The 21,815-nt window shown below is 51.1% G+C and carries 17 protein-coding genes; 12 read left to right on the forward strand and 5 right to left on the reverse strand.

Annotated elements, in window-relative coordinates:
• Positions 1-119 precede the first annotated feature (119 nt).
• From ACSV5M_RS11060 to ACSV5M_RS11090, 7 genes are all read left to right on the forward strand, one after another.
• Positions 120-1,682: an alpha-N-arabinofuranosidase gene (locus ACSV5M_RS11060; RefSeq protein ID WP_439176251.1), complete on the forward strand. Its 1,563-nt coding sequence runs from the start codon at positions 120-122 to the stop codon at positions 1,680-1,682.
• 434 nt (positions 1,683-2,116) lie between these two features.
• Positions 2,117-3,376 (forward strand): PAS domain S-box protein, encoded by a 1,260-nt coding sequence (locus ACSV5M_RS11065; RefSeq protein WP_439176252.1) that lies wholly within the window; start codon positions 2,117-2,119, stop codon positions 3,374-3,376.
• A complete protein-coding gene (locus ACSV5M_RS11070; RefSeq protein ID WP_439176253.1) occupies positions 3,360-4,244 on the forward strand; it encodes a sensor histidine kinase in 885 nt (294 codons plus the stop codon). Before ACSV5M_RS11065 ends, ACSV5M_RS11070 begins: the two co-directional genes overlap by 17 nt.
• Complete coding sequence (locus ACSV5M_RS11075; protein WP_439176254.1) at positions 4,237-4,695, forward strand: response regulator; 459 nt, start codon at positions 4,237-4,239, stop codon at positions 4,693-4,695. Before ACSV5M_RS11070 ends, ACSV5M_RS11075 begins: the two co-directional genes overlap by 8 nt.
• Before the next feature lie 22 nt (positions 4,696-4,717).
• Positions 4,718-6,493: a putative bifunctional diguanylate cyclase/phosphodiesterase gene (locus ACSV5M_RS11080; protein WP_439176255.1), complete on the forward strand. Its 1,776-nt coding sequence runs from the start codon at positions 4,718-4,720 to the stop codon at positions 6,491-6,493.
• A 90-nt stretch (positions 6,494-6,583) separates the two neighbouring features.
• Positions 6,584-10,201, forward strand: coding sequence for a PAS domain S-box protein (locus ACSV5M_RS11085; protein ID WP_439176256.1), 3,618 nt, complete (start codon positions 6,584-6,586; stop codon positions 10,199-10,201).
• Between the two features lie 64 nt (positions 10,202-10,265).
• Positions 10,266-11,906 (forward strand): EAL domain-containing protein, encoded by a 1,641-nt coding sequence (locus ACSV5M_RS11090; protein ID WP_439176257.1) that lies wholly within the window; start codon positions 10,266-10,268, stop codon positions 11,904-11,906.
• Positions 11,907-11,911: 5 nt separating this feature from the next.
• Here ACSV5M_RS11090 and ACSV5M_RS11095 read toward each other — a convergent pair whose 3' ends face one another.
• Positions 11,912-14,143 (reverse strand): hypothetical protein, encoded by a 2,232-nt coding sequence (locus tag ACSV5M_RS11095; protein ID WP_439176258.1) that lies wholly within the window; start codon positions 14,141-14,143, stop codon positions 11,912-11,914.
• A gap of 267 nt (positions 14,144-14,410) precedes the next feature.
• Here ACSV5M_RS11095 and ACSV5M_RS11100 point away from each other — a divergent pair, with 267 nt between their 5' ends.
• From ACSV5M_RS11100 to ACSV5M_RS11115, 4 genes are all read left to right on the forward strand, one after another.
• The gene (locus tag ACSV5M_RS11100; RefSeq protein ID WP_439176259.1) at positions 14,411-15,007 is read left to right on the forward strand and encodes a methyltransferase domain-containing protein; all 597 of its coding nucleotides are present in this window, start codon (positions 14,411-14,413) and stop codon (positions 15,005-15,007) included.
• Positions 15,008-15,283: 276 nt separating this feature from the next.
• Positions 15,284-15,697 (forward strand): DUF350 domain-containing protein, encoded by a 414-nt coding sequence (locus ACSV5M_RS11105; protein WP_439176260.1) that lies wholly within the window; start codon positions 15,284-15,286, stop codon positions 15,695-15,697.
• Between the two features lie 10 nt (positions 15,698-15,707).
• Entirely contained in the window at positions 15,708-16,322 is a 615-nt protein-coding gene (locus ACSV5M_RS11110; protein WP_439176261.1) for a DUF1190 domain-containing protein, read from the forward strand.
• Between the two features lie 3 nt (positions 16,323-16,325).
• Complete coding sequence (locus ACSV5M_RS11115; protein WP_439176262.1) at positions 16,326-17,495, forward strand: glutathionylspermidine synthase family protein; 1,170 nt, start codon at positions 16,326-16,328, stop codon at positions 17,493-17,495.
• Positions 17,496-17,638: 143 nt separating this feature from the next.
• Here ACSV5M_RS11115 and ACSV5M_RS11120 read toward each other — a convergent pair whose 3' ends face one another.
• Positions 17,639-18,544, reverse strand: a complete 906-nt coding sequence (locus tag ACSV5M_RS11120; protein WP_439176263.1) for a DMT family transporter — start codon at positions 18,542-18,544, stop codon at positions 17,639-17,641.
• Between the two features lie 60 nt (positions 18,545-18,604).
• Positions 18,605-19,135 carry a sugar O-acetyltransferase gene (locus tag ACSV5M_RS11125; protein WP_439176264.1) on the reverse strand — a complete coding sequence of 177 codons (531 nt, stop codon included), beginning with the start codon at positions 19,133-19,135 and terminating at the stop codon, positions 18,605-18,607.
• An 88-nt stretch (positions 19,136-19,223) separates the two neighbouring features.
• Between ACSV5M_RS11125 and ACSV5M_RS11130 the strand changes: the two genes are divergently transcribed.
• On the forward strand, positions 19,224-19,772 hold the full coding sequence (locus tag ACSV5M_RS11130) for a DUF1415 domain-containing protein (RefSeq protein WP_439176265.1): 549 nt from the start codon (positions 19,224-19,226) through the stop codon (positions 19,770-19,772).
• A 77-nt stretch (positions 19,773-19,849) separates the two neighbouring features.
• On the opposite strand, the gene ACSV5M_RS11135 is transcribed toward ACSV5M_RS11130, so the two are convergent.
• Both ACSV5M_RS11135 and ACSV5M_RS11140 read right to left on the reverse strand, forming a co-directional pair.
• Positions 19,850-20,833, reverse strand: coding sequence for a Gfo/Idh/MocA family protein (locus ACSV5M_RS11135; protein ID WP_439176266.1), 984 nt, complete (start codon positions 20,831-20,833; stop codon positions 19,850-19,852).
• Complete coding sequence (locus ACSV5M_RS11140; RefSeq protein ID WP_439176267.1) at positions 20,834-21,676, reverse strand: CvfB family protein; 843 nt, start codon at positions 21,674-21,676, stop codon at positions 20,834-20,836.
• Between the last annotated feature and the right edge of the window lie 139 nt (positions 21,677-21,815).

A 21,815-nucleotide genomic window follows, 5' to 3' on the forward strand; every position in this document is an offset into this window, starting at 1 on the left:
GTGTGCTTGGGCAGGGCCGTTTTTTATAAGGGTAAAATTCTGTTAACTTGTATGACAATATGACCTTATCAGGTAAGATCCGGATCGGTATAACAATAAACAGCTGAGGAGATTACGCCATGAAGCGCTTTAAAAAACACCTGCGAACCTTGTTTGCTGCCAGCAGCCTGGTCGCCACCACGGCATTGGCCGCCCCGGTGGACTTGACCCTTAACGCGGCGCAGCCGGGTCCGGTGATCAATAAAAATATCTATGGTCAGTTCGCTGAACATCTGGGGCACGGTATTTACGAGGGCATCTGGGTCGGCGAAAAATCAAAGATCCCCAACACGCGCGGTTTTCGCAAAGATGTAGTTGCCGCACTCAAAGACCTTCAGGTCCCCCTGATTCGCTGGCCTGGCGGCTGCTTTGCCGACGAGTACCACTGGCGTGACGGCATTGGCCCGCGCAACAAACGTCCGGTGAAGGTCAACACCAACTGGGGTGGCGTGGAAGAAACCAACGCCTTCGGCACCCACGAATTTTTTGAATTGGCCGAGATGCTCGACGCAGAAGTTTACGTAAACGGCAACCTCGGTACCGGCACACCCCAGGAAATGGCGGAGTGGCTGGAGTACATGACCTCAGATACCAAATCTACCCTGGCCGAATTGCGCCGCAAGAACGGGCGGGATAAACCCTGGCGCGTCCATTACTTTGCCATTGGCAACGAGGCCTGGGGTTGCGGTGGCAATATGCGGCCGGAGTACTACACCGATCTTTACAAACACTACGCGACCTTCCTGAAGGCGCCCAAGGACAACACGCCCAAGTTTATTGCCAGTGGTGGCCATTCAGAAGACACCGAATGGGCAGAGCATCTGACCGGCAATGTGGAACCTACCTGGAGCCTGAAGATGGATGCGGTGAGCTTCCATTACTACACCCTGCCCAAGGGCGATTGGGAGGTTAAAGGTGCCGCGATTGATTTCCCTGAAGCTGAGTGGATCTCTACCTTTGCCCAGACCCTGCGGATGGACGAATTTATTCGCAACAACAAAGCGGTGATGGACAAGAATGATCCGGAAAAACGCGTCGGCTTTTACGTGGACGAGTGGGGCACCTGGTACGATCCGCAACCCGGTACTAACCCTGGCTTTTTACGTCAGCAAAACACCCTGCGCGATGCGCTGGTGGCTGCGGTTAACTTCAATATTTTCCATGCCCACGCCGACCGCGTGCACATGACGAATATTGCGCAGATGGTTAACGTGTTACAGGCCATGATCCTGACCGATAAGGAAAAGATGGTGCTGACACCGACCTATCACGCCTTCCATATGTTTATTCCGTTCCAGGACGCTACTTCCATCCCGGTGGATTTCAAATCACCCACCTACACCCTGGGTGACCAATCCGTACCGGCGATCAGTGCGTCTGCCGCGCGGGGTAAAGATGGCAAGGTGTACCTGGCGTTGGTGAATATCAACCCGCGCTCGGCCGCTGACATCAGCGTTGCATTGCAAGGTGTTAATCCGTCGTCTGCCAGTGGACGCTTACTGACAGCAGATACCATGGATGCGCACAACACCTTTGCCAACCCGGAGGCAATCAAGCCGGTAGCTTACCGTGCGACGATCAACAAAGGGAAAGTTGAGGTAAACCTGCCGGCCAAGTCAGTTGTGGTACTCGCTCTGGATTAACCATGTTATATCGGTGGTCGCTGCGGCGATCACCGATATGCTCTGCCAAACACCGCTCGCTTTTATAACGCCCCTGAATCCTCCGCGCTTTTTTGCATATCATCCTTGAAAATAATTTTAAGAAAAAAATTTCTCATTCCTTATCCATTCAAGATACTGCTCAGACTGCGTTAGGTAATATCCTGTTATGTTAATGGCGCGCGTTTTAGTAGAAGCTATTACATCCATACGCATAACGCCGTTTCCCCTGCCCACAATTGTGTCTCAGCTAGCATTTCTGTTATGCCGTGGCGCATTAAATCCAGCTTAAATCCGTGCGTATTTTTTTCAACTACACTTGGATCGCACCGCATTAAAAAGCGGCACATCGGAAGCCGTGTCGACAAAAATGCGAAGCATGGTGGTCATTTCAGAGGTTAGGGACAGTAGCGTTGATGTACACAAAAGCCAGTGCGTTGACGGCGGTGTTCGCCGTACGAATAATCGCAACCATTCTCTTGATACTCGCGATCACCGTCGTGCTTGCCTGGCATGATGCACAACGCACCACACCGGCCTTTATGTCGCTGCGTGCGATGGCTTACAGCACCGCGCTGGGTTTTTTATTGGTGGCCGTCGCCATGCTTGCCATGAGTTGGCGGCTCCTGGCTATTATGCGCGTGGCAGCGGTGACGTTATTTTTTCTGGCCGCACTCACCTTGGCCGATATTTTCTGGTTTCCTGATCTGGCGATAAATCGTCAATTGATGTGGCTGGTCAGCGACATCCCCCCCACGCCGGTACCCATGGCGCTCACTACGGCAATCAGTTTTACGTTCACAGCGGGCGCGTTGTTATTACTCAGTGAATCGGCGCCACGCGCTATCGCGATGATCGTCGCGCTGTTCTTTCATGTTGTTGTCATCGCTATCGCCATCATTGCCTTATCCGTCCACCTGATTGGTCAACTGCCTGCCTTTGAATGGTTGGGCGTGAAGATGGCTATTCCCACAGCCCTGGCATTTATCCTGGTGACAATAGCGCTGCTGATCTATGGATATCCCTCGCTGATGGCGGCGTTTAAGCAGTTAAGTTTCTTCGGCCATATTGTCGTGGCCTTTGGTTTTATGGCGCTGGTGTTTATCGGCACCGGTTCTGTTGTGCTGGCCCAGGTCGACAACCTGGCAGCCGTGCTGAATCAATCCGACTCAAGTTTACATCCAGGGACCCAAGCGGATGCAAAACGGTTAATTGTGGTCAGCCTTGCCGGTTTTTTAAGCCTGGGTTTGTTGGTGGCTTACCTGATTACGCACCGGCTGAGTAATCAACTTCAACAATTGCGCCAGGCCATGCTGGATATTGCGCATAAGCGCGAAGGCGTAAAGATTCCGTTTTTAAACAACATGCAGGAAGTGGGTGATATGGCGCGGGCGCTAGCGGTATTCGCGGCGAATATCCAGGCGACCTGGCGTATGGAAGAGCGGATGCGGCAAATCATAGAGGCCGCACCCAACGGGATTGTGATGGTAAATGAGGCCGGGGTGATGGAAATTGTGAATCGCCAGGCGGAACATATTTTTGGTTATGACCGCGCAGAGCTGCTTGGCCAACCGGTGGAAAAATTAATACCGGCGCCATCCGTCAATCATCATCCGCAACACCGGGCCGATTTTTTTTTCCCGCCCTGCGCCGCGCGCCATGGGTGCCGGTCGTGACTTGTTTGGATTGCGCAAAGACGGCAAGGAATTTCCGGTAGAAATTGGACTGGCTCCGATTACCACCGATGAAGGCATGAAGGTACTGGCCTCCATTGTTGATATTACCGAACGCAAAAAATCCGCCCAATTATTATTGGCGCATCAGCGCGATCTGGAAAAATCCAATCGCGAACTGGTGCGCATCAATAAAGAATTGGAGACCTTTGCTTACGTCGCGTCTCACGACCTTAAATCGCCCTTGCGCGGCATTGCGCAATTATCCAACTGGATTGATGAAGACCTGCAAGCGAAGGAATATGAAGGGGTAGCCGGTCACACCACCTTGTTGCGCAGTCGCATCTTGCGTATGGAAAAATTATTGGACGACCTCTTGGCCTTTTACCGCGCAGGCAAGATCGACACCAATCAACGGCTGGTTGACGTAAAACGCATGGCTATGGATTTGTTTGAGATGCAGAACCTCAAACCCGGTTTGCGTTTAACAGTCGAGGCGAGTTTGCCCGTCTTTGTTACACCGGCAGTAGCTTTCGAGCAAGTGTTGCGCAATCTCTTTTCCAATGCCATTAAACATCACGACAAGGATGAGGGCTTGATCCGACTGACGTATCGCGAGCTGAAGAATGATTATTTTGAATTCAGTGTCTGCGATGATGGCCCCGGTATTCCCGAGCAATATCAGCAGCGGATCTTTGGTATGTTTCAGACCCTCAAGCCACGGGATGAACTGGAGGGCAGCGGAATGGGATTAGCATTAATTAAAAAAATTGTCGAAAACTACAACGGGGAAATCCATGTCTATTCAGTAGGGCGGGGCACCTGTTTCACATTCACCTGGCCCAAACAATGGAGAACGCCCGATGTCTGATTTCCTGGAACCACCCGCCATACTCACAGCCACGAAAACCGTCAGCTTGTTAATCGTGGATGATGACGACATTGACGCGATGGCATTAAAGCGCGCGCTGCATAAATTGAAACTGTTGAATCCGCTTTATCGCGCACGCGATGGTATCGAGGCGATGGAGCTGTTGCGTTCGGGCCAGTTACCCAAGCCGTATATTATCTTGCTGGATATCAATATGCCGCGCATGAACGGCCTGGAATTCCTGGAGGCATTACGAGCCGACCCGGAATTAACACCCACGGTGGTTTTTGTACTGACCACCTCGAAATCCGATGAAGATATCATGGCTGCCTATCGCGAACATGTTGCTGGCTATTTGCTCAAACAGCGTATGGACAGCGACTTTATGCAGGTTATCAGTTTGTTGGATCATTACTGGCGCATTATTGAATTGCCCCTAACGGAAAAATAACACGGAGACACGAGGTACTGGCATGAAGCTGTTGTTGATTGATGATGATGAGCTGGATCGGCAGGCGATTATTCGCACCTTTAAACGCAGCACCTGGGACATTGATATTGTACAGGCAAGTTCTGCCAATGAAGGCCTGGCGCAATTTGACAAAGATGACTTTGATGCAGTGCTGCTGGATTATCGCCTTCCGGATATCGATGGCTTGCAGACGTTAAAAATCCTGAATGGTCATCCGCATCATCATTCCGCGATTATCATCCTGACCGGCGCGACGGAAGATGAAAATCTGGAGCGCGAATGCATTGAAGCCGGTGCGCAGGATGTATTGTTTAAATCGGAAATCGCCCACAAGCATTTGACACGCGCCATTGTGCACGCGCGTATTCGCCACCTGTTGGAACGACAACTCCAGGAAAGCCATCAACGGCTGCGCATGCTGGCAGAAAATGATGCACTGACCGGTTTGGCTAACCGTTATTTTTTTGATGAAAGCTTACGCTCGGCGATTCCCCGCGCAAAACGTCTGAATGATCAATTAGCATTACTATTCCTTGATGTCGATAACTTCAAGATGATCAACGATAGCCAGGGACACTTGATCGGTGATCAGATGCTTAAGGAAGTCGCCCGCCGTTTGTTAGCCGTGGTGCGTAACGGTGACATTGTGTGCCGGCTCGGCGGCGATGAGTTTGCCGTGCTGGCTTACGATTTCGAGTCGCAGGAGGGGATTGCGCAACTGGCACAGCGAATTCTTAATGACTTGCGACAACCCTTTGTAGTGGACAATATCGAGAACACAATTTCTGTCAGCATCGGTATTGCCACCTTTCCGGACTCGGCAGATAACGCGGTGGACATGCTGCGCGCTGCGGATCTGGCCATGTATCGTGCCAAGCGCGACGGGCGCAATAACTACCACTTTTTCTCGCAAGCCTTGCAGGCGCAAATGCAGGAGCGTATTCGACTGGAAAAGGAGTTGCGCGCGCAGGTGCCCACGGACCATTTTGTACTGTTTTACCAACCGATTGTGGATGCCCACACGATGGTTATCAGTGGTGCTGAGGGATTGGTACGCTGGCAGCATCCGACGCGGGGAATTTTGCCGCCGAGTGAATTTATTGATATCGCCGAAGAGATCGGTTTGATTACCGAAATCGATTCAAAAAGCCGCTTGAGAGCTTGCCGCCAATTGGCTCGCTGGCGTGAAGAAAAGCGGATCAGCGACACCTTCAAGATGAAATTTAATGTCTGCGCCCAACTGCTGACCGATGACGATTTCCATCAGGATATCAAGGATGACTTACTCAGCTGCAAGGTGCCGGGTCACTGTGTCGGCCTGGAGATTACCGAATCGGTCATGATTGAAAATTTTGAACGCACAGCAAAACTGCTTGAGCAGATCCAGGCATTTGGGGTTGAAATTTCTGTGGATGATTTCGGTACCGGTTACTCGTCGATGGCTTATCTCAAGGAGTTACCAGCCCGAACCTTAAAGCTCGATCGCATCTTTGTGCAGGGTATTCCCGATAACATTGCCGATTGTCGCATCCTGCGCGCCATGCTCGAATTCGCCAAGCGGCTGGATTTAACGACCATCGTCGAAGGCGTCGAAACCTGGGAGCAAGCGCGGTTATGCCGTGAATATGGCGCTGACTTGTTACAAGGCTATGTGTTTTCAAAACCGGTGTCGCCGGAAGCCTTCGAAGCTCTGCTTACCCGGCACGATCCACAAACCTGGTTGGATCGGCTTGAACAGTCCAGGTTGCCGATAGAATTGTCCGTTTCATCGGAGTAGTCACGACGTTCTGCGTTGTTCTAATACGTGCGGTTTTATGTGCTAATCTCAAAGAGAATAGGGTAGATACTTCATGATGGACATAGGGTTATGTATGAGCAGGATCGGCTTGCCGCGCTCGATGACTATCGTATCCTGGATACGCCTCCCGAGGTGGACTATGACCGATTGACCCAACTGGCAGCCATGGTTTGCGCAACTCCCATTGCGGTTGTCAGCCTGGTTGATGATGCGCGTCAGTGGTTTAAATCTGCTTATGGTCTTGAAGTCCGCTCCACAGATCGCTCAATAGCGTTTTGTGCCGAAGCCATTAAAAATGAACAGCCGTTTATTGTGTCTGATACCTGGCTGGACGACCGATTCAAACATAATCCCTTAGTTATCGGCCCTCCCTATTTGCGTTTTTATGCAGGCATTCCTTTAGTCTCCCAAGAGGGATTTGCACTAGGTACTTTAGCTGTCATGGACGTTCAACCGCGTAACCTGAATGCAGATCAATGCGAAGCATTACAGACACTTGCCTGGCAAGTTATGCGCCATCTGGAATGGCGGCGCCAGGGTTATCGACTTGAAAAAGTAACGCAACAGCGGCTGCGCAACATTCTTTCTGCGGCGGCCACCGGTATTGCAATGGTCGATCTGACAGGACATTTTCTCGCTGTAAATCCTGCCTATTGTGCGATGTTGGGTGTGACGGAAGAAGCACTGTTACATAAGCCGTTCATGGATATTCTCCATCCCGACGATTTACCCGAAGCGCTTCGTTTGATCGGCACGTTGATAAATGGAGAACGGATCAGCTTTATTCATGAAGCGCGCTGCCGTCGCGTCGATGGAACAATAATCTGGATGCGTGCCAGCGTCTCGTTAACGCACCGGGAGGATGGGGTGGTCGACGGCATGATAGCGGTCACCAGCGACATTACCGATGTCAAGGAAACGGAACAAAAGGTTGTACAACTCGCCCAGCGCCTCACGACCACCTGGGAAAATATTACCGACGCCTTCTTCATGCTGGATAGCGAATGGAACTTTATGTACCTGAACAGCGAAGCGGAACGACTGTTGCAGCGTCAGCGAGCAGAGCTGATCGGAAAAAGCATCTGGCAGGAATTTCCGTTAGCGGTAGGAACACCGTTTGAATACAACTATCGGCAAGCAATGGCGGAAGGCCATAAGATATCCTTCGAAGCCTTCTATCCGCCGCTGAATGCCTGGTTCAGGGTAAACGCTTATCCTTCGGCGGAAGGCCTAGCGATCTATTTTCAGGATATTAATGCCCAACGCGAAGCGCAGGAAAAAATCCGGGAGAGTGAAGAGCGGTTTAAATTGATTGCCCGCGCAACCGCGGATGCGATCTGGGACTGGGATTTATTGACCGACAGCCTCTGGTGGGGAGACGGCGTAGCAAATCTGTTTGGTTTTGCTCCGGCTGAATTGGAGCCAGACAGCCGTTCGTGGACGACGCGTATTCATCCGGATGATAAAGAACGGGTAATGAGCAGTATTTTTTCCACGATCAACGGTATGGAGGACCATTGGACCAGCGAGTATCGATTTATATGCAAAGACGGTTCATACGCCTATGTGCAGGATCGCGGCTTCGTGATGCGTGGAGCGGATGGCAAAGCCATACGCATGTTAGGCGGCATGACCGATTTAACCGCGAGTAAACGGGCCGAGGTGGAGATCGCGCGCATCAATGAATTAAAACACGCGCAACAGGTGGCCGAGTTAGCCAGCCAGGCGAAGTCCAATTTCCTTGCCACCATGAGCCACGAGATTCGCACCCCAATCAGTGGTGTGATCGGTATGGTGGATGTCTTGCACCAAACCAGCCTTAAAAATTTCCAGGTGGAGATGCTCGATATTATTCGCGATTCCGCCTACTCGCTGTTGGGGATCATTGATGACATCCTGGATTTCTCCAAGATAGAAGCGGGCAAGATGGATATTGAATCTGCGCCGATATCCATGATGAATCTCGTTAAAGGTGTATGCCTGATGCTTGATCGGTTTGCCGAAAATAAAGGCGTTGAATTAACGTTATTCACAGACCCGGCGATCCCCGATATGTTGCTTGGCGATGGCCTGCGGGTGCGTCAGGTATTGGTTAACCTGATCAACAATGCCATTAAATTTTCGGCGGGTCTGGAGCGGGCCGGTCGGGTTATGGTTCGCACCTGCCTGGCAGAACAAGGCTCTCATACCGTTACGCTGGAGTTTCATATCATTGATAACGGCATTGGTATGTCTACCGATACGCTGGCGCGTTTATTCAGTCCGTTTACGCAGGCCGATGCATCCACGACGCGCCAATTTGGCGGCACCGGATTGGGGCTGACTATCTCGCGGCACCTGGTCGAATTGATGCACGGCGATATCCGGGTGGAGAGTCAAGCGAACCAGGGATCACAATTTATTGTGCGCTTACCCTTTGATTGTATTCCGCATCTGACTGATGAAACGGAGCCGGTATCTTTGGCCGGATTGTCCTGTGTCGCCCTGGGTGATGAACACAGCCTTGTAGAGGATCTTGCCCATTATTTGCGTGCGGCGGGGGCGCAGGTAACCCTGCTAACGAGTAAGGAGTTTCTGACATCAGCGGTGTTATCCGCACCCCCGTCCGGCCCCTGGGTGTGGGTAGTGGATACGCGGGATGATGTGCATACCCGCGAAAAAATAGTAACGGTTAGCGCGCAACAATGGCCGCAACAGGATATCCGTTACGTCATCATCGGCCGCGGCCAGCGGCGCAAACCGCGCCGCGATGCCTATAACCACGTGATGGTGGATGGCAACCTGCTCGACTATCCCACGTTTCTTCATGCGATAGCGATTGCCCTCGGCAAAGCCGAAGAAGAAAAACCACCCTTGTTATCCGGCAAAGAAGAAAGCGCTTTTTTACCGCCACCGCGCGATCAGGCGCTGCAACAGCAGCGTTTGATTCTGGTAGCGGAAGACAACGAAACCAATCAAAAAGTCATCCTGCGGCAACTGGCGTTGTTGGGTTACGCCGCTGATGTGGTGAGCAATGGCCGCGAAGCCCTGCAGTATTGGCAGCGCGGTGAGTACGCGCTGTTACTGACGGATTTGCATATGCCCGAGATGGATGGTTACGCGCTGGCCCAGGCCGTGCGCGATCAGGAAAATGGTTACGCGTATATCCCGATTGTGGCGCTGAGTGCGAATGCGGTGCGGGGTGAGGCAGAACGTTGTCATGCGGTGGGCATGGATGAATATCTCACCAAACCCGTGTCATTGGCAGAGTTGCAAAGTGTATTGGAGCAATGGCTACCCGCCGCCGACACTCACCCAACGCTTCCGCCTGCTGACGCGAAGGAAGCGATCTTTTCCAGCGATACGAATGCTGTGATTGATATTCGCATTCTTCAGGATCTGGTGGGTAACGAGCCGGCGGTGGTGCGTGAGTTTTTGCAGGACTTCCGCGTGGGTGCCTTGATCATGGCAGAAGATCTGCGCGCAGCCGGTGCGCGCAATGACCGGCGGTTGATTGCATCTATTGCTCATAAATTAAAATCATCGGCGCGTTCTGTGGGTGCGCTACAACTGGGTGAATGTTGTGCGCAGCTTGAAATGCTCTGTAATCAGCAACCGGAAGTATCTTTGATAGACTCGTTACAGGAGTTTGAACGCGAGCTGGCGGCGGTTAATGGCTGTGTGGATGCGCTGCTACCGGATAGCTGATGACCGCAGCCGATTTTCCCGGGTTCCTACTCTATAGCGCGTTACTTTTCGCATGAGGCAAATCATGACCAGCACCTCTCCAGGGAGTAAATCCGCCGCCGATATCCTGGTGGTTGACGATGATCCCTTTATGCTCAAGTTGTTGCAGCGCATTCTCTCGGTGCAAGGCTACCATCGAATCACTACTTGCCTCAGTGGCGCAAGTGCACTGGATATTCTTGATAATGCACCGCATCACCCCGCGCTGATTTTCCTCGACTTGAATATGCCGGAGATGGACGGCATTGAATTTGTGCGTCATCTGGTGCAACGACAGTTTGCCGGCCATTTGATTCTGATCAGCGGTGAAGATTTGCGGATGTTGAGCGCCGCCCAGCGTTTGGTCGAAGCCCATCGCATTGCGATTGTCGGCCACCTGCAAAAACCCCTGACCCCGGAATCTATCGCCACGATGTTGGCCAGTTGGGAACCGTCACTGGAACAGGTGCCTCTGGTCAAAAAACAATACACGGCTGCCGAATTACAGCAGGCGATCGAGCTGGGCCAACTGGTGAATTATTATCAACCCAAGGTTGTGCTCAGTACGGGTCGTGTGGCCGGTCTGGAAGTGTTGGTGCGCTGGCATCACCCGACCGACGGTGTAGTCATGCCGGATGCCTTTATTGTGTTAGCCGAAGATAACCAGTTAATTGATGCCTTGGCGCACAAGGTACTGGACCAGGCACTAAAGCAGCATATTCAGTGGGCCCAGCAGGGCATCAACCTACCCCTGGCCATTAATATCTCCATGGAAAACCTGGCTTCACTGGAATTTGCGGACAGTTTCAGTGCTCAGATAATGGCGGCTGGATTATTACCTAAAGACATCACGCTGGAGATCACCGAAAGCCGTGCCATGAAAGATCCGGCTGTCACACTGGATACGTTGACGCGCCTGCGGTTGAAACGCTTTATCCTTGCCATTGATGACTTCGGCACCGGCCATTCTTCCCTGGCACAACTGCGCGATATTCCCTTCGACGAATTCAAGATTGATAAAAGTTTTGTCAACGGTGCCTGGGCGGACAAGCGTATCAAAGTCATGTTCGACACCAGCCTTAACCTTGCGCAGCAATTACATATGCAAGTCGTGGCAGAGGGAGTCGAAAACCAGCGCGATTGGGATTTTGTGCGGCAAACGCCGTGTGATTACGCGCAGGGCTATTTCATTGCCAAACCCCTGCGTGCTGAAACCCTGCCTTCGTGGTTAGCGGAGTGGAATGAACGGGTAAGACGGGATTTATTTCCTGAGGTCACGACTAGCGTGAGCAAAATGCCAGACAAGGCCAAAGGCACGGTGCTGATTGTGGAAGATCATGAATTTCAGCGCCGTATTCAAAGCAAGATTTTGCGCGAGGAAGGTTACACCATTGTGTCCGCCGCTAACGCCGTGGAGGCCATGAAGGTACTGCGCAACCTGCGGCCCTTGTTGATCTTGCTGGACATTGACCTGCCGGACCTGGATGGCTTGCAACTGACGCGGCGGCTACGCTCAACCGCCATCTTTAAACATACACCGGTGGTGATTGTGTCGGGCGTGAATGATAAGGCCACCATTGAAAAAAGCTTATCAGCTGGGGCAACCATGTTTCTGGCCAAACCCTTTGATCGTAAAGCGTTGATCGATAAAGTCCATGCCGCACTGGCTGTGGTGAATAAAAATTAATAAATCTACTTGTGAAGATTATCAAGGCTGGCAATTAATTTGGATGCCGTGTGATCAATCATTTTGCCGCTGTCGAGTAAAACATGTAAGCGCTGATTACACTCGCTGATGGCGTTATCAAAAACCAGTCGTGTGCTATCCGACATCTCCAGCATCTCCATAGAGCGTTTCAGTTCATCACTTAAATTATTGACGATACGCCGGCTTTCTTCCGACTGATAGGCATATTGGATATCCAGTTGTTGTAATTGTTTTTTTGTCTCTGCCACCCAGACATCCAATTTGCGCGACTGTTTTTGTAACTGAGTGTGGGTTTCTTTGTGATCAATTTGTCCGCTGATGATACTTACAATATTACTCAAGGTATTTTCCAGTTGTAGCTGTTCATCGTCGTCGTCCGGCGGGTTGCGCAGCAATATATGGGCTTTGGGGCGCGCAAACAGGATGCCTTCATTCAGATAAGCCACGGCGGCGACATTGCCGGGCTGGCGCAACAGTTTTTGTTCGGCAGGTGTGAATTTATTGCCTGTGTAGTACTCCGCATTTCCCGCCTGGGATTGCAAATAAAAGCCGGCCGTAATGTTCAGGTCCTTGATGGCCTTAATCAGTAATTTGGATAAATCTTCCAGGGTTTGGGTAGACAGGGCTTCCACCGCCAGGCGATTAATGATGCTGGTATGTGCATGCTGTTTGATGGTGTGTTGGAGCTTGTCTGAAATACTTTCCAGTTCCCGGTTTAATTTTTCTACCTCTTCCTGGGGTTTGCTTTGTTCGGCATCCGGATGCGTACCCTGTTTTAATTGTTCGTGCAGTAAGTCAACCTCGCTTTCAAGGGTTTCGATGCAGTATTCACATTCCTTGATCAAACGTTCAAGCCGTTCGATGTCCTTACTTTTATCTTCTTTTTCCGCTTCGTCGGTGGTTTCATGCATGGACTTACGCAAGGAGCGCAGCTCTTTCTCCAGGTCAATGATGATATTGCGTTGGTTCTGGTTGTTGGTGCGTAACTGTTCAATCTCGGCAAAGGTGCGCTTGTGACCGCCACTGCTGATCCAGTCGTTCGGTAATTCAGCCTTGGGTTCAGCCTCGGGCGTGCCACTGTGGATGATTGTCAGGGTCTCTTCGACAGCGATATCTGCTGCGGGCTGTTTTACATCCTGGGGTAAGGGATGAACCAACATTTCTTTGCCGGGAGCATATTTATTAAACGGCGTAATCGGTTTGGCTTCGACGAGGACGGCCGGCTGCTTCATGCTTTCCCGGGCGGCCTTTAATTCCTTTTGCAGATTGGTGATGTGGTGATCAGACTTGACCAGGTCCAGCTCCAGCGCGCGAATCGAATTGCTCATCTTTTGTCGCTGGCTGTCAGTCAGGTCGGTATACGCAAAGGGAAGTTCATCCACCATCTTGCGTACCAGTGAATATTTTCGTTCCGAAATATCGGCAATATTATCCAGCTGACTGACGCTGTTCTGGTAGCTTTGGCGGGGCGGCGTCCAATGGTGGTCTTTATCGATTGGTTGCAATGCGTCCTTGATCTTTTGATCCATATGTTCTCCCTTGTAAGCATTGGCCATTTGCAATGCCTGGATGATGCTGTGCATCTTCGCCAGGGTTTGTTTGCTTTCGCGTTCATACTCCGTCAGGTGTTCGTAGCGGGCTTCAGCCGCCGTCAGTTTTCTTTGTAACCGCTCATTTTCTTTCTCAAAGGGTTTGAGTACGTCAATTTTTTCCTGTAGCAGACGAAGGCGATTGTTGGGCAAGGGCTTGGAGAGCTTTTTAGGGCTTGTTACCCAGCGGGCAACGTCGGCCAAATGCTTTTCAAATTGCATCCAGTGTTCTTCGCGTACCGTCTTATGCTTGCGCACCTCAGCTTCAGCTTTATTAAAAAAATAACGCAGCGCCGCCACCTTCGCGCTGAAGGGTAGCTCCGGAGAAAGTCGGGGCAGGTTAGCTTGGGCCGTTTTCCGGTAGCGAGCCAGGGAATCATTCATTGCTTCATGAAGGAAGTGATCGACAGGATCATCAGGGGAGGGGGTGGCAACATCCAGTGCGCTCATTGAGTCTGAATGAAATACGGAATGATTATGTTGGCGCAGCTTACGGTATTCCTCCAGCAGGAACTGGTGTCGCTGCCGCTGCTTGCGGATGATCAAACCCATCAATCCGGCGATCACCACCAGCAGGAAAATGATTTCGCCCATGATGAGCGTGGTGAATGTCAGGGAGTCGAACATAACATCTTTTATCCATTAAATTGTCAGCTCAAGTATAGCTTCAGTATGAATCTTCTGTCGTAGCCGTGAGAGGTATTCAGGCGACACTGAAAAAGTGAATAAACAATTTAAATAACCTGTCGTTGTGGAATTAGGGGTTGTGTTATGGTTTATTTTCTCTATATTCGGCTATCGTTGGACGGGAGCACTTTTAATAGGCGCAGGAAGTGGAACTTCCGTTTCAGGAGCTACTATAAATAATTTCCTCGGATGAGAATTTACCCACTTATGGATCATAAAAAACCGGACTGGAAGGATTACTTTAATGTCGTCGCGGATAAACCTCACAGAGAAATCCTGGAAAATGCTGTGCAGCAAAATACCTCTGGCCTCAAAACGGCCATTGATTGCGGCTGCGGTGTCGGCGCAGATGCAGCCTATTTGTTAAGCCAGGGTTACGAGGTAATTGCGTTTGATAAGGAAGCAAGAGCCATCGATATTTGCAATTACCGGTTCTCCGAAAACCCTGGTTTTCGTGCGTCGGTCTGTTTGATGGAAGCGTTTGCATTCAGCGAAGCAGGCCTTATCCTGGCCAGTAACAGTTTGTTTTTCTGCCAGCCGGAACGCTTTGATGAAACACTCCATAAGATGTTAGACAATCTGGCTTCGAGCGGGATTTTTCTCGGTGACTTTGTCGGTCCTAAAGACTCCTGGGTCCACAGCCCCAATCACTCAGTTCACGCCGTGACTAAAGATATCCTGGGTTCATTATTCTGTGACTTTGAAATTCTGGCGTTGCATGAAAGGGATGAGCTTGCCACAACCGCATTGGGAAATATGAAGCACTGGCATACGTTTACTGTTCTTGCTCGCAAAAATTGTTGATCCTACATCATCAATCAACCGCTTTGCTGCGATAACTGTCCTGAGACTTTGTAACCATCTGACGAAATCAAGATAAATATGGTCCATAGCTTGCCTTATTCTTACCAAAATGTAGATCAGCATGGTTGATATAATGTAATTTAAACAAATGCCTCCCAGGCTGCATTTACCAACGCGCTTTTTTGTTTATACCCCTTGTTTTTTGGATGTAAGTTGCGCACGATCATCCCCCTTAAACAGGATCGTCCCGCTGAATTGAATAATCGAGGATTACTTATGCTGGAAACGGCGCTTTCATCACTGTCAGGTTTGCCGGCCTTTTTGATTTATTTTGTGTTGGCTATCGCCTTGGTGGGTATGTTCACTCTGGTTTATACCTGGATTACGCCGCACAACGAGCTGGAATTGATCCGCGCCGACAATGCGGCGGCAGCTATCGCGTTTGGCGGGGCCCTGGTCGGTTTTGCATTACCGCTGTCCAGCGCGATCAGCAACTCGTTGTCTTTGCTTGATTGTGCCATCTGGGGTGTGGTGGCACTGGTTGTACAAGTGTTGACCTTTCTGGTGTTGCGTGTGTTGCTTAAACAATTGCCGGAACGGATTGCCAAAGGTGAGCTGGCCGCCGGTATCTTTGCTGCGGCCAGTGCCATTGCGGTGGGTATATTAAACGCCGCGTGCATGACGTATTGAGGAATTTGAAATGAAACGCAGTAAAAAAGTCGCTTTGATGTTGATGGTGCCTACCACCACAATGATGCTCGCCGGCTGTGGTGAAGATCCCGCCGAAGCCGTTGTGTTCAGCAGTCCGGAAGAGTGTGCGTCGCTGGTCGCCAGCACGTCAGCGGACCAATGCTATGCAGACTATCGTGCGGCACAAGCGCTGCATCCCCAGGTTGCGCCCAAGTATCAGAATAAAGCGGAATGCGAGAATGATTTTGGTTCAGGTCAATGCGAAGCCGCACCGCAACAACACGCCGGCGGTTCGTTCTTTATGCCGATGATGATGGGTTATATGGCCGGGCAAATGTTTAATCGCCAGGGCGGCGCCATGCCAAACCCAGCGCAACAGGAAGAGCGCACCGCTGCCGGAACCAGTGGCGCTGCTGCCAATCCACGCAACGGTATTCGTACGCAACCCTTGTATAAGTCCCGCGATGATCGCGGCACCTTCCGCACCGCCACCAACACCCCGGTCGCACGGCAGACCGGGCCGGTGACGGTGCGTCCGTCCCAGGTGCAACCGCGTGCTGGCCAGTTCGCCCAACGCGGTGGTTTTGGTGCACAAGCCGCCGCACGTAATTCCTACGGTGGTTGATTGATGAAGCGTGTCGATACAGTCGAGCGCCCACAGTGGCGTGACTACGCGGAGCGGGTAGGGTTTCAATTTCACACCTTCGACGGCGAACCCTATTGGGATGAAACCGCTTACTATCAATTTACCTTGCAACAAATTGAAGACGATCTGGAAGCACCCACGGAAGAATTGCATGGCATGGCGATGGACCTGGTAAACGACATCGTGCGTGATGCGGAAAAGCTGCGGCAATTAGCCGTCCCCGAATTATTCTGGAATCACATCTACAACAGCTGGACCAACGGCGAACCGCACCTATACGGCCGCATGGATCTGGTTTACGACGGTAAAGACCCGGCTAAATTACTGGAACTCAATTACGATACGCCCACCTCATTATTTGAAACCGGATTTTTTCAATGGGTGTGGCTGGAAGAAAAAATCCAGCGCGGTGAATTGCCGAGCGGAGCCGATCAATTCAACTCCCTGCAAGACAAACTGGAAGAAGCCTTTCGCTCACTGCCCCTGCCACAACCGTTTTATTTTTCCAGCGTCAGCGACAATATTGAAGACAAAGGCACCGTCGATTACCTGATGGACATCGCGCAACAAGCGGGAATGGATGCGCGCTACATCGCCATCGAAAACGTCGGTGAACACGACGGCCAATTCGTCGACCTCGAAGGCTACCCCATCCCCGGCATATTCAAACTCTATCCCTGGGAATTTATGGTCCGCGAAGATTTCGGCAAAACTATCCGCACCTCCAACACCCAATGGCTGGAACCCAGCTGGAAGATGCTGCTCTCCAACAAAGGCATACTACCGTTGCTCTGGCAAAAATATCCCGACCATCCCAACCTGCTCCCCGCCTTCTTCGAAGACACCACCCAGGCGTTAACCAAAGGCTGGGTACGCAAACCGCTGTTTTCCCGCGAAGGCGCCAACGTGGAATTGATCACCGAACAAGGCGAACACATCAGCGCCGACGGCCCCTACAACGACGGCCGCTACATTCGCCAGGCCTTATGCCCACTACCAAAATTCCGCGATAACCACCGCCACGCCGACAGCTACACCATGATCGGCAGTTGGATGGTGGGAGACAGCGCAGCAGGGATTGCTATTCGTGAAGACAGCACACTGATTACCAAAGACAGCTCACGGTTTTTACCGCATATTATTGCCGATTAAAATTTATTGCTGCCGTTTACTGAAAAAAGAGTTTGGCGTTAGGTGTGATGTGTTTCGAAACCCTCAAGTCATGGATGACTTGCGGGAGCTACACGGACGTATACATGCGTTTTCGAAACACATCATACCTAATGACAAACGGGCTACGAAGCGATTCTCCGTGAATACCGAGGTCGCCAACCACTCGAAATCAACACCCCACCCAACACCAACACCATCCCCACCACCTGCAACGGCAAGGGCACAGTCCCCAACGCCAGATTCACCAACAACGTAAATACCGGAACCAGATTAAACGTAATCGTCGCCCGCTCCGGCCCCAACAAATACACACCCCGCAACCAAAAAATATACGCAAACACCGCCCCGAAAGTCGCCATATACACCAGGATAATATGCGTACCCACACTCAACGACGGAATAGTGGCCAACGGATCTTCAATCACCAAGGCTGCAAGAATCAATGCAACCGCCCCGATACATACCGTCCAGCGCGCAAACTGCAAGGGTGGAATATGCCCGGCAAATTTTTTCGAGCCCACACTGTAAAGACTCCAGACCAGGCACGCGAGCATCATCCAGGCATCACCGATCGCAATATGCAGCAACCCGAAGTTACCCCCGGTAATCACCAGGCTCACACCGATAAAGGCAATCACAATCCCGGCATATTGAAACCAGCGAATCCTTATCGGCAACAACCAGGCAGAAAATAACAGCGACACCATAGGAGACAGTGCCATGATCAGCGCCGCATTCAATGCGGAGGTCGAATGCAATGCGGTAAAAAATGCATAATTAAAACCAAAGACACCGACGATACCCAGCGGAAATAACACCAGCATATCCCTCAGGCACAATGACGATTCCGCCTTGCCCTGAAATAAGCGGATCAATAAAAACCCCACCAGTGCAATTGCAAAACGTTCGGCTGCTGCAGTCAATGCAGGCACTTCATCGGCTATCGCATGCCCCGCATTAAAATTGCTGCCCCAGAAAAAGGTACTGGCAACAACCATCAACCAGATCAGCGGGCGGGAATGCGTCATGATAGAATCAACCTCTGTGTCATGAGAAGTGAGATCAACCGGATGGATGAGGATAAAGGGCTACAGATCGCGCACCACGCGGCAGGGATTACCCATGGCGACCACTCCGGCGGGAATGGACCGTGTGACGACACTGCCGGCACCCACCACACTTTTTTCTCCGATGGTGACACCCGGCATGACCAGCGTATTGCCACCGAGCCAGCAATCATCACCAATGGTAATCGGTGCGGCTAGCACCTGTCCGGTAGCACGTTGCGCCGCATCTATAGGGTGGGTAGTGGTGTACAAATGCACGCCGGGCCCGAACTTCACACGTTTGCCGATGCGGATATCGGCAGCGTCCAACATCAGGCAATGATGATTGGCATAAAAATTTTCACCCAGATAAATATGGCTGCCATAATCGCAATAAAAATCCGGTTCAATAAAGGGATTATCGGCTTCCGCAAACAATTGCGCGTAGAGTAGTTGACGGGCTTTGCGTTGATCAGCGCGCAGATTGTTCAACTGCTGGCACAAGTGCTTTGCACGTTTACGTGCGGCAAGTCGCTCAGGTTCGTAAGGATTGATAAGCGTCAGTTCAATCAAGGCAGGGCCCGGCTAATAAGGCTGGATTTGTGTCAGCAAGTCTAGCAAGATATCGCCGGTCACAGAAGTCAAAAAAGGTAATCAGGTTATGCATCCGGCGCAAGTTGCGGTTATCCACTGGCTCAATGAGGTGGTGATCGGGTTACATCTCTGCCCTTTTTCAGCCAAGCCGACGCGTGAAAACCGCGTGCGTTTTTTTGTGAGCGAAGCGAAGGACGAAGAGGGTGTGCTGGAGGATATGCAGCGGGAGATGGAGTTGCTCGATGCACACCCCGCCACGGAGATAGAAACCACGCTGGTGATTGTACCGAATAGTTTGCAGGATTTTTTTGCATACACGCAGTTTCTGCAATGGACTAACCAGTTGCTAAAACGCATGAACTGGCAAGGGATTTATCAAATTGCCAGCTTCCACCCTGATTACTGTTTTGCCGGTGCAGAGCCGGATGATCCGGAGAATCTGACTAACCGCGCGCCTTACCCGATATTGCATATTATTCGTGAAGCCAGCTTGGCCAAAGCGCTGGAATTTTTTCCCGATGTAGAGGCAATTCCCGATCGTAATCGCGAGCGTGTTGCCTCACTGTCGGACGCTGAGCGGCGTAAATTATTTCCGTATCTGTTCAGCAGTGAGTAACATTGTGGCAGAAAGTAATATTTTGGCAGAAAGTAATATTTTTGGAGCAAGTTAATATTTTTGGAGAAAGTAACATTCTATTTCTGAGTAAAACAATCTATCAAAGACATTACCGCTTTCGCCTCCGCCACGGAGCAGGGATTATCACGCTCGCCGCGCAGGTAACGATTAACCTGCTCAATCATCGGTTGCTGGATGTGAGGTGGATTGGGAATACGAAACGTTTGCTGGCCGTCGCGATTGTTCAGGCGAATCACTTGCTCACCAAAAAAATTGATCGACAGGCTGCCCTCGGTGCCGATAATTTCACACAAGTCCTGCTCCAGATGCGCTGGTACGGCGTAATGCCAACGACCCTGGAATTCCACCCCCGTTTTTAACCTCGCCCAACCCAGCACACAATCATCGGCTGGATACAGCCCCGCCTGGTTGGTGCCAAAGCCGCGGGCCTCTACCACGGGCCCAAACCAATGCAGCAATAGATCCAGCTGATGCGGCGACAGGTCATGAAATAAACCGCCACCGGAAATCATTGGATTAACTCGCCAGTTTTCATCGGTTTTGGCAATTAAATTGTCATTGGCAGAGCGCAGCATATCGATGCGGGCCAGCAGGGGTTTGCCGATGGCACCTTGTTGAATAAGCTCAAAAAATTTTAAAAAACACGGCACAAAGCGGCGATAATGGGCCACGCATACCTTCAGGGATGTAGCAGATTGCGCAGCGATAATGGCATCACATTCGGCGGCATTCATGGTCACGGGTTTTTCAATATAGACATGTTTGCCGGCTGCCAAAGCCGCTAGGGCATAATCTTTATGTTGCAGCGGCGGAGTGGCGATGTAGATTGCGTCAATGTCCGCATTGGCCAGCAGTTCATGTGCATCTGTATACCACAGCGGAACATGGTGACGTTCAGCAAAATCCCGCGCTTTGTGCGCATCGCGGCGCATGATGGCGAGCAATTGGGAATCGGGATTCTTATAAAATCCCGGGCCGCTTTTCACTTCCGTCACATTGCCGGCACCGATAATGCCCCAGTGAATGATTTGTCGGGTCATTTACTTTTCCTGTTCCACGAGCGTGATTTTATCGTCGTCGATTAATATTTTCCGTTGCTTGTACAGCGCGCTCAAGGCATTTTTATATTTTCCCTTACTAACCTGATATTGCCGATAGATTGCATCGGGCTCACTCTTATCCGTCAAGGTGGAAACACCATTGTGGTCAGCGAGAAACCGGAGAATTTTTCCTGCCAGTTCATCTTTGCCTTTGCTGGATTGTTGCTGGAGACTGAGACCGATCTTGCGGTCCGGACGAATATTTTTGATATAGCCCTGCAAGCGTTCGCCATAGACCAGCGTGCGAAAAGCATCGTCGCGAAAAATCAGGCCCAGGTGCGTATGGTTGATTACCGCTTTGTAACCCATGTCACTGCGTCCGCAAATCAGCAGATCTACCGCTTGATCAATCTTCAACCCATCGGCGCGTTCCTGCAGATGATGGCTTAATTTGGATGACGCCGTGATGCGATTGGTGTAGCTATCGAGGTAAACAGTCACCACGTAAGAGCGGCCGGCTTCCATGGGTTTGTGTTGTTCGTTGTAGGGTACCAATAAATCCTTCGGCAGGCCCCAGTCGAGAAAAGCGCCGATCGCGTTGACCTCTTTGACTTGCAAATGGGCACACTGGCCGACCATCACCTTGGGCGTTAAGGTTGTGGCGATGATGCAATCTTCGGAATCCAGATAAATAAAAACATCCAAATCATCACCCAGTTTGACCGCGTCGGGAAGGTAACGGCGCGGCAACAGTATATTGCCGAATTCCCCACCCGCCAGCAGCATACCGGCATCAATCTGTTTAACCGCTTGCAAGCGGTTCATCTGACCAATCTTGACCATAGTCCAGCCTTTTACGTCACCTATTCAAGGTGGCTAGTGTAGGCGGTTCGTTGTTCCATGACCAGTCAGGGCAGTAAATCGGAGCGCATAATATAAAAAAAGCCGCATATCAGAATGCGGCTTAAACGGACTTACACAC

It is taken from the genome of Cellvibrio sp. ARAG 10.3 (assembly GCF_051846955.1).
Taxonomy (GTDB): domain Bacteria; phylum Pseudomonadota; class Gammaproteobacteria; order Pseudomonadales; family Cellvibrionaceae; genus Cellvibrio.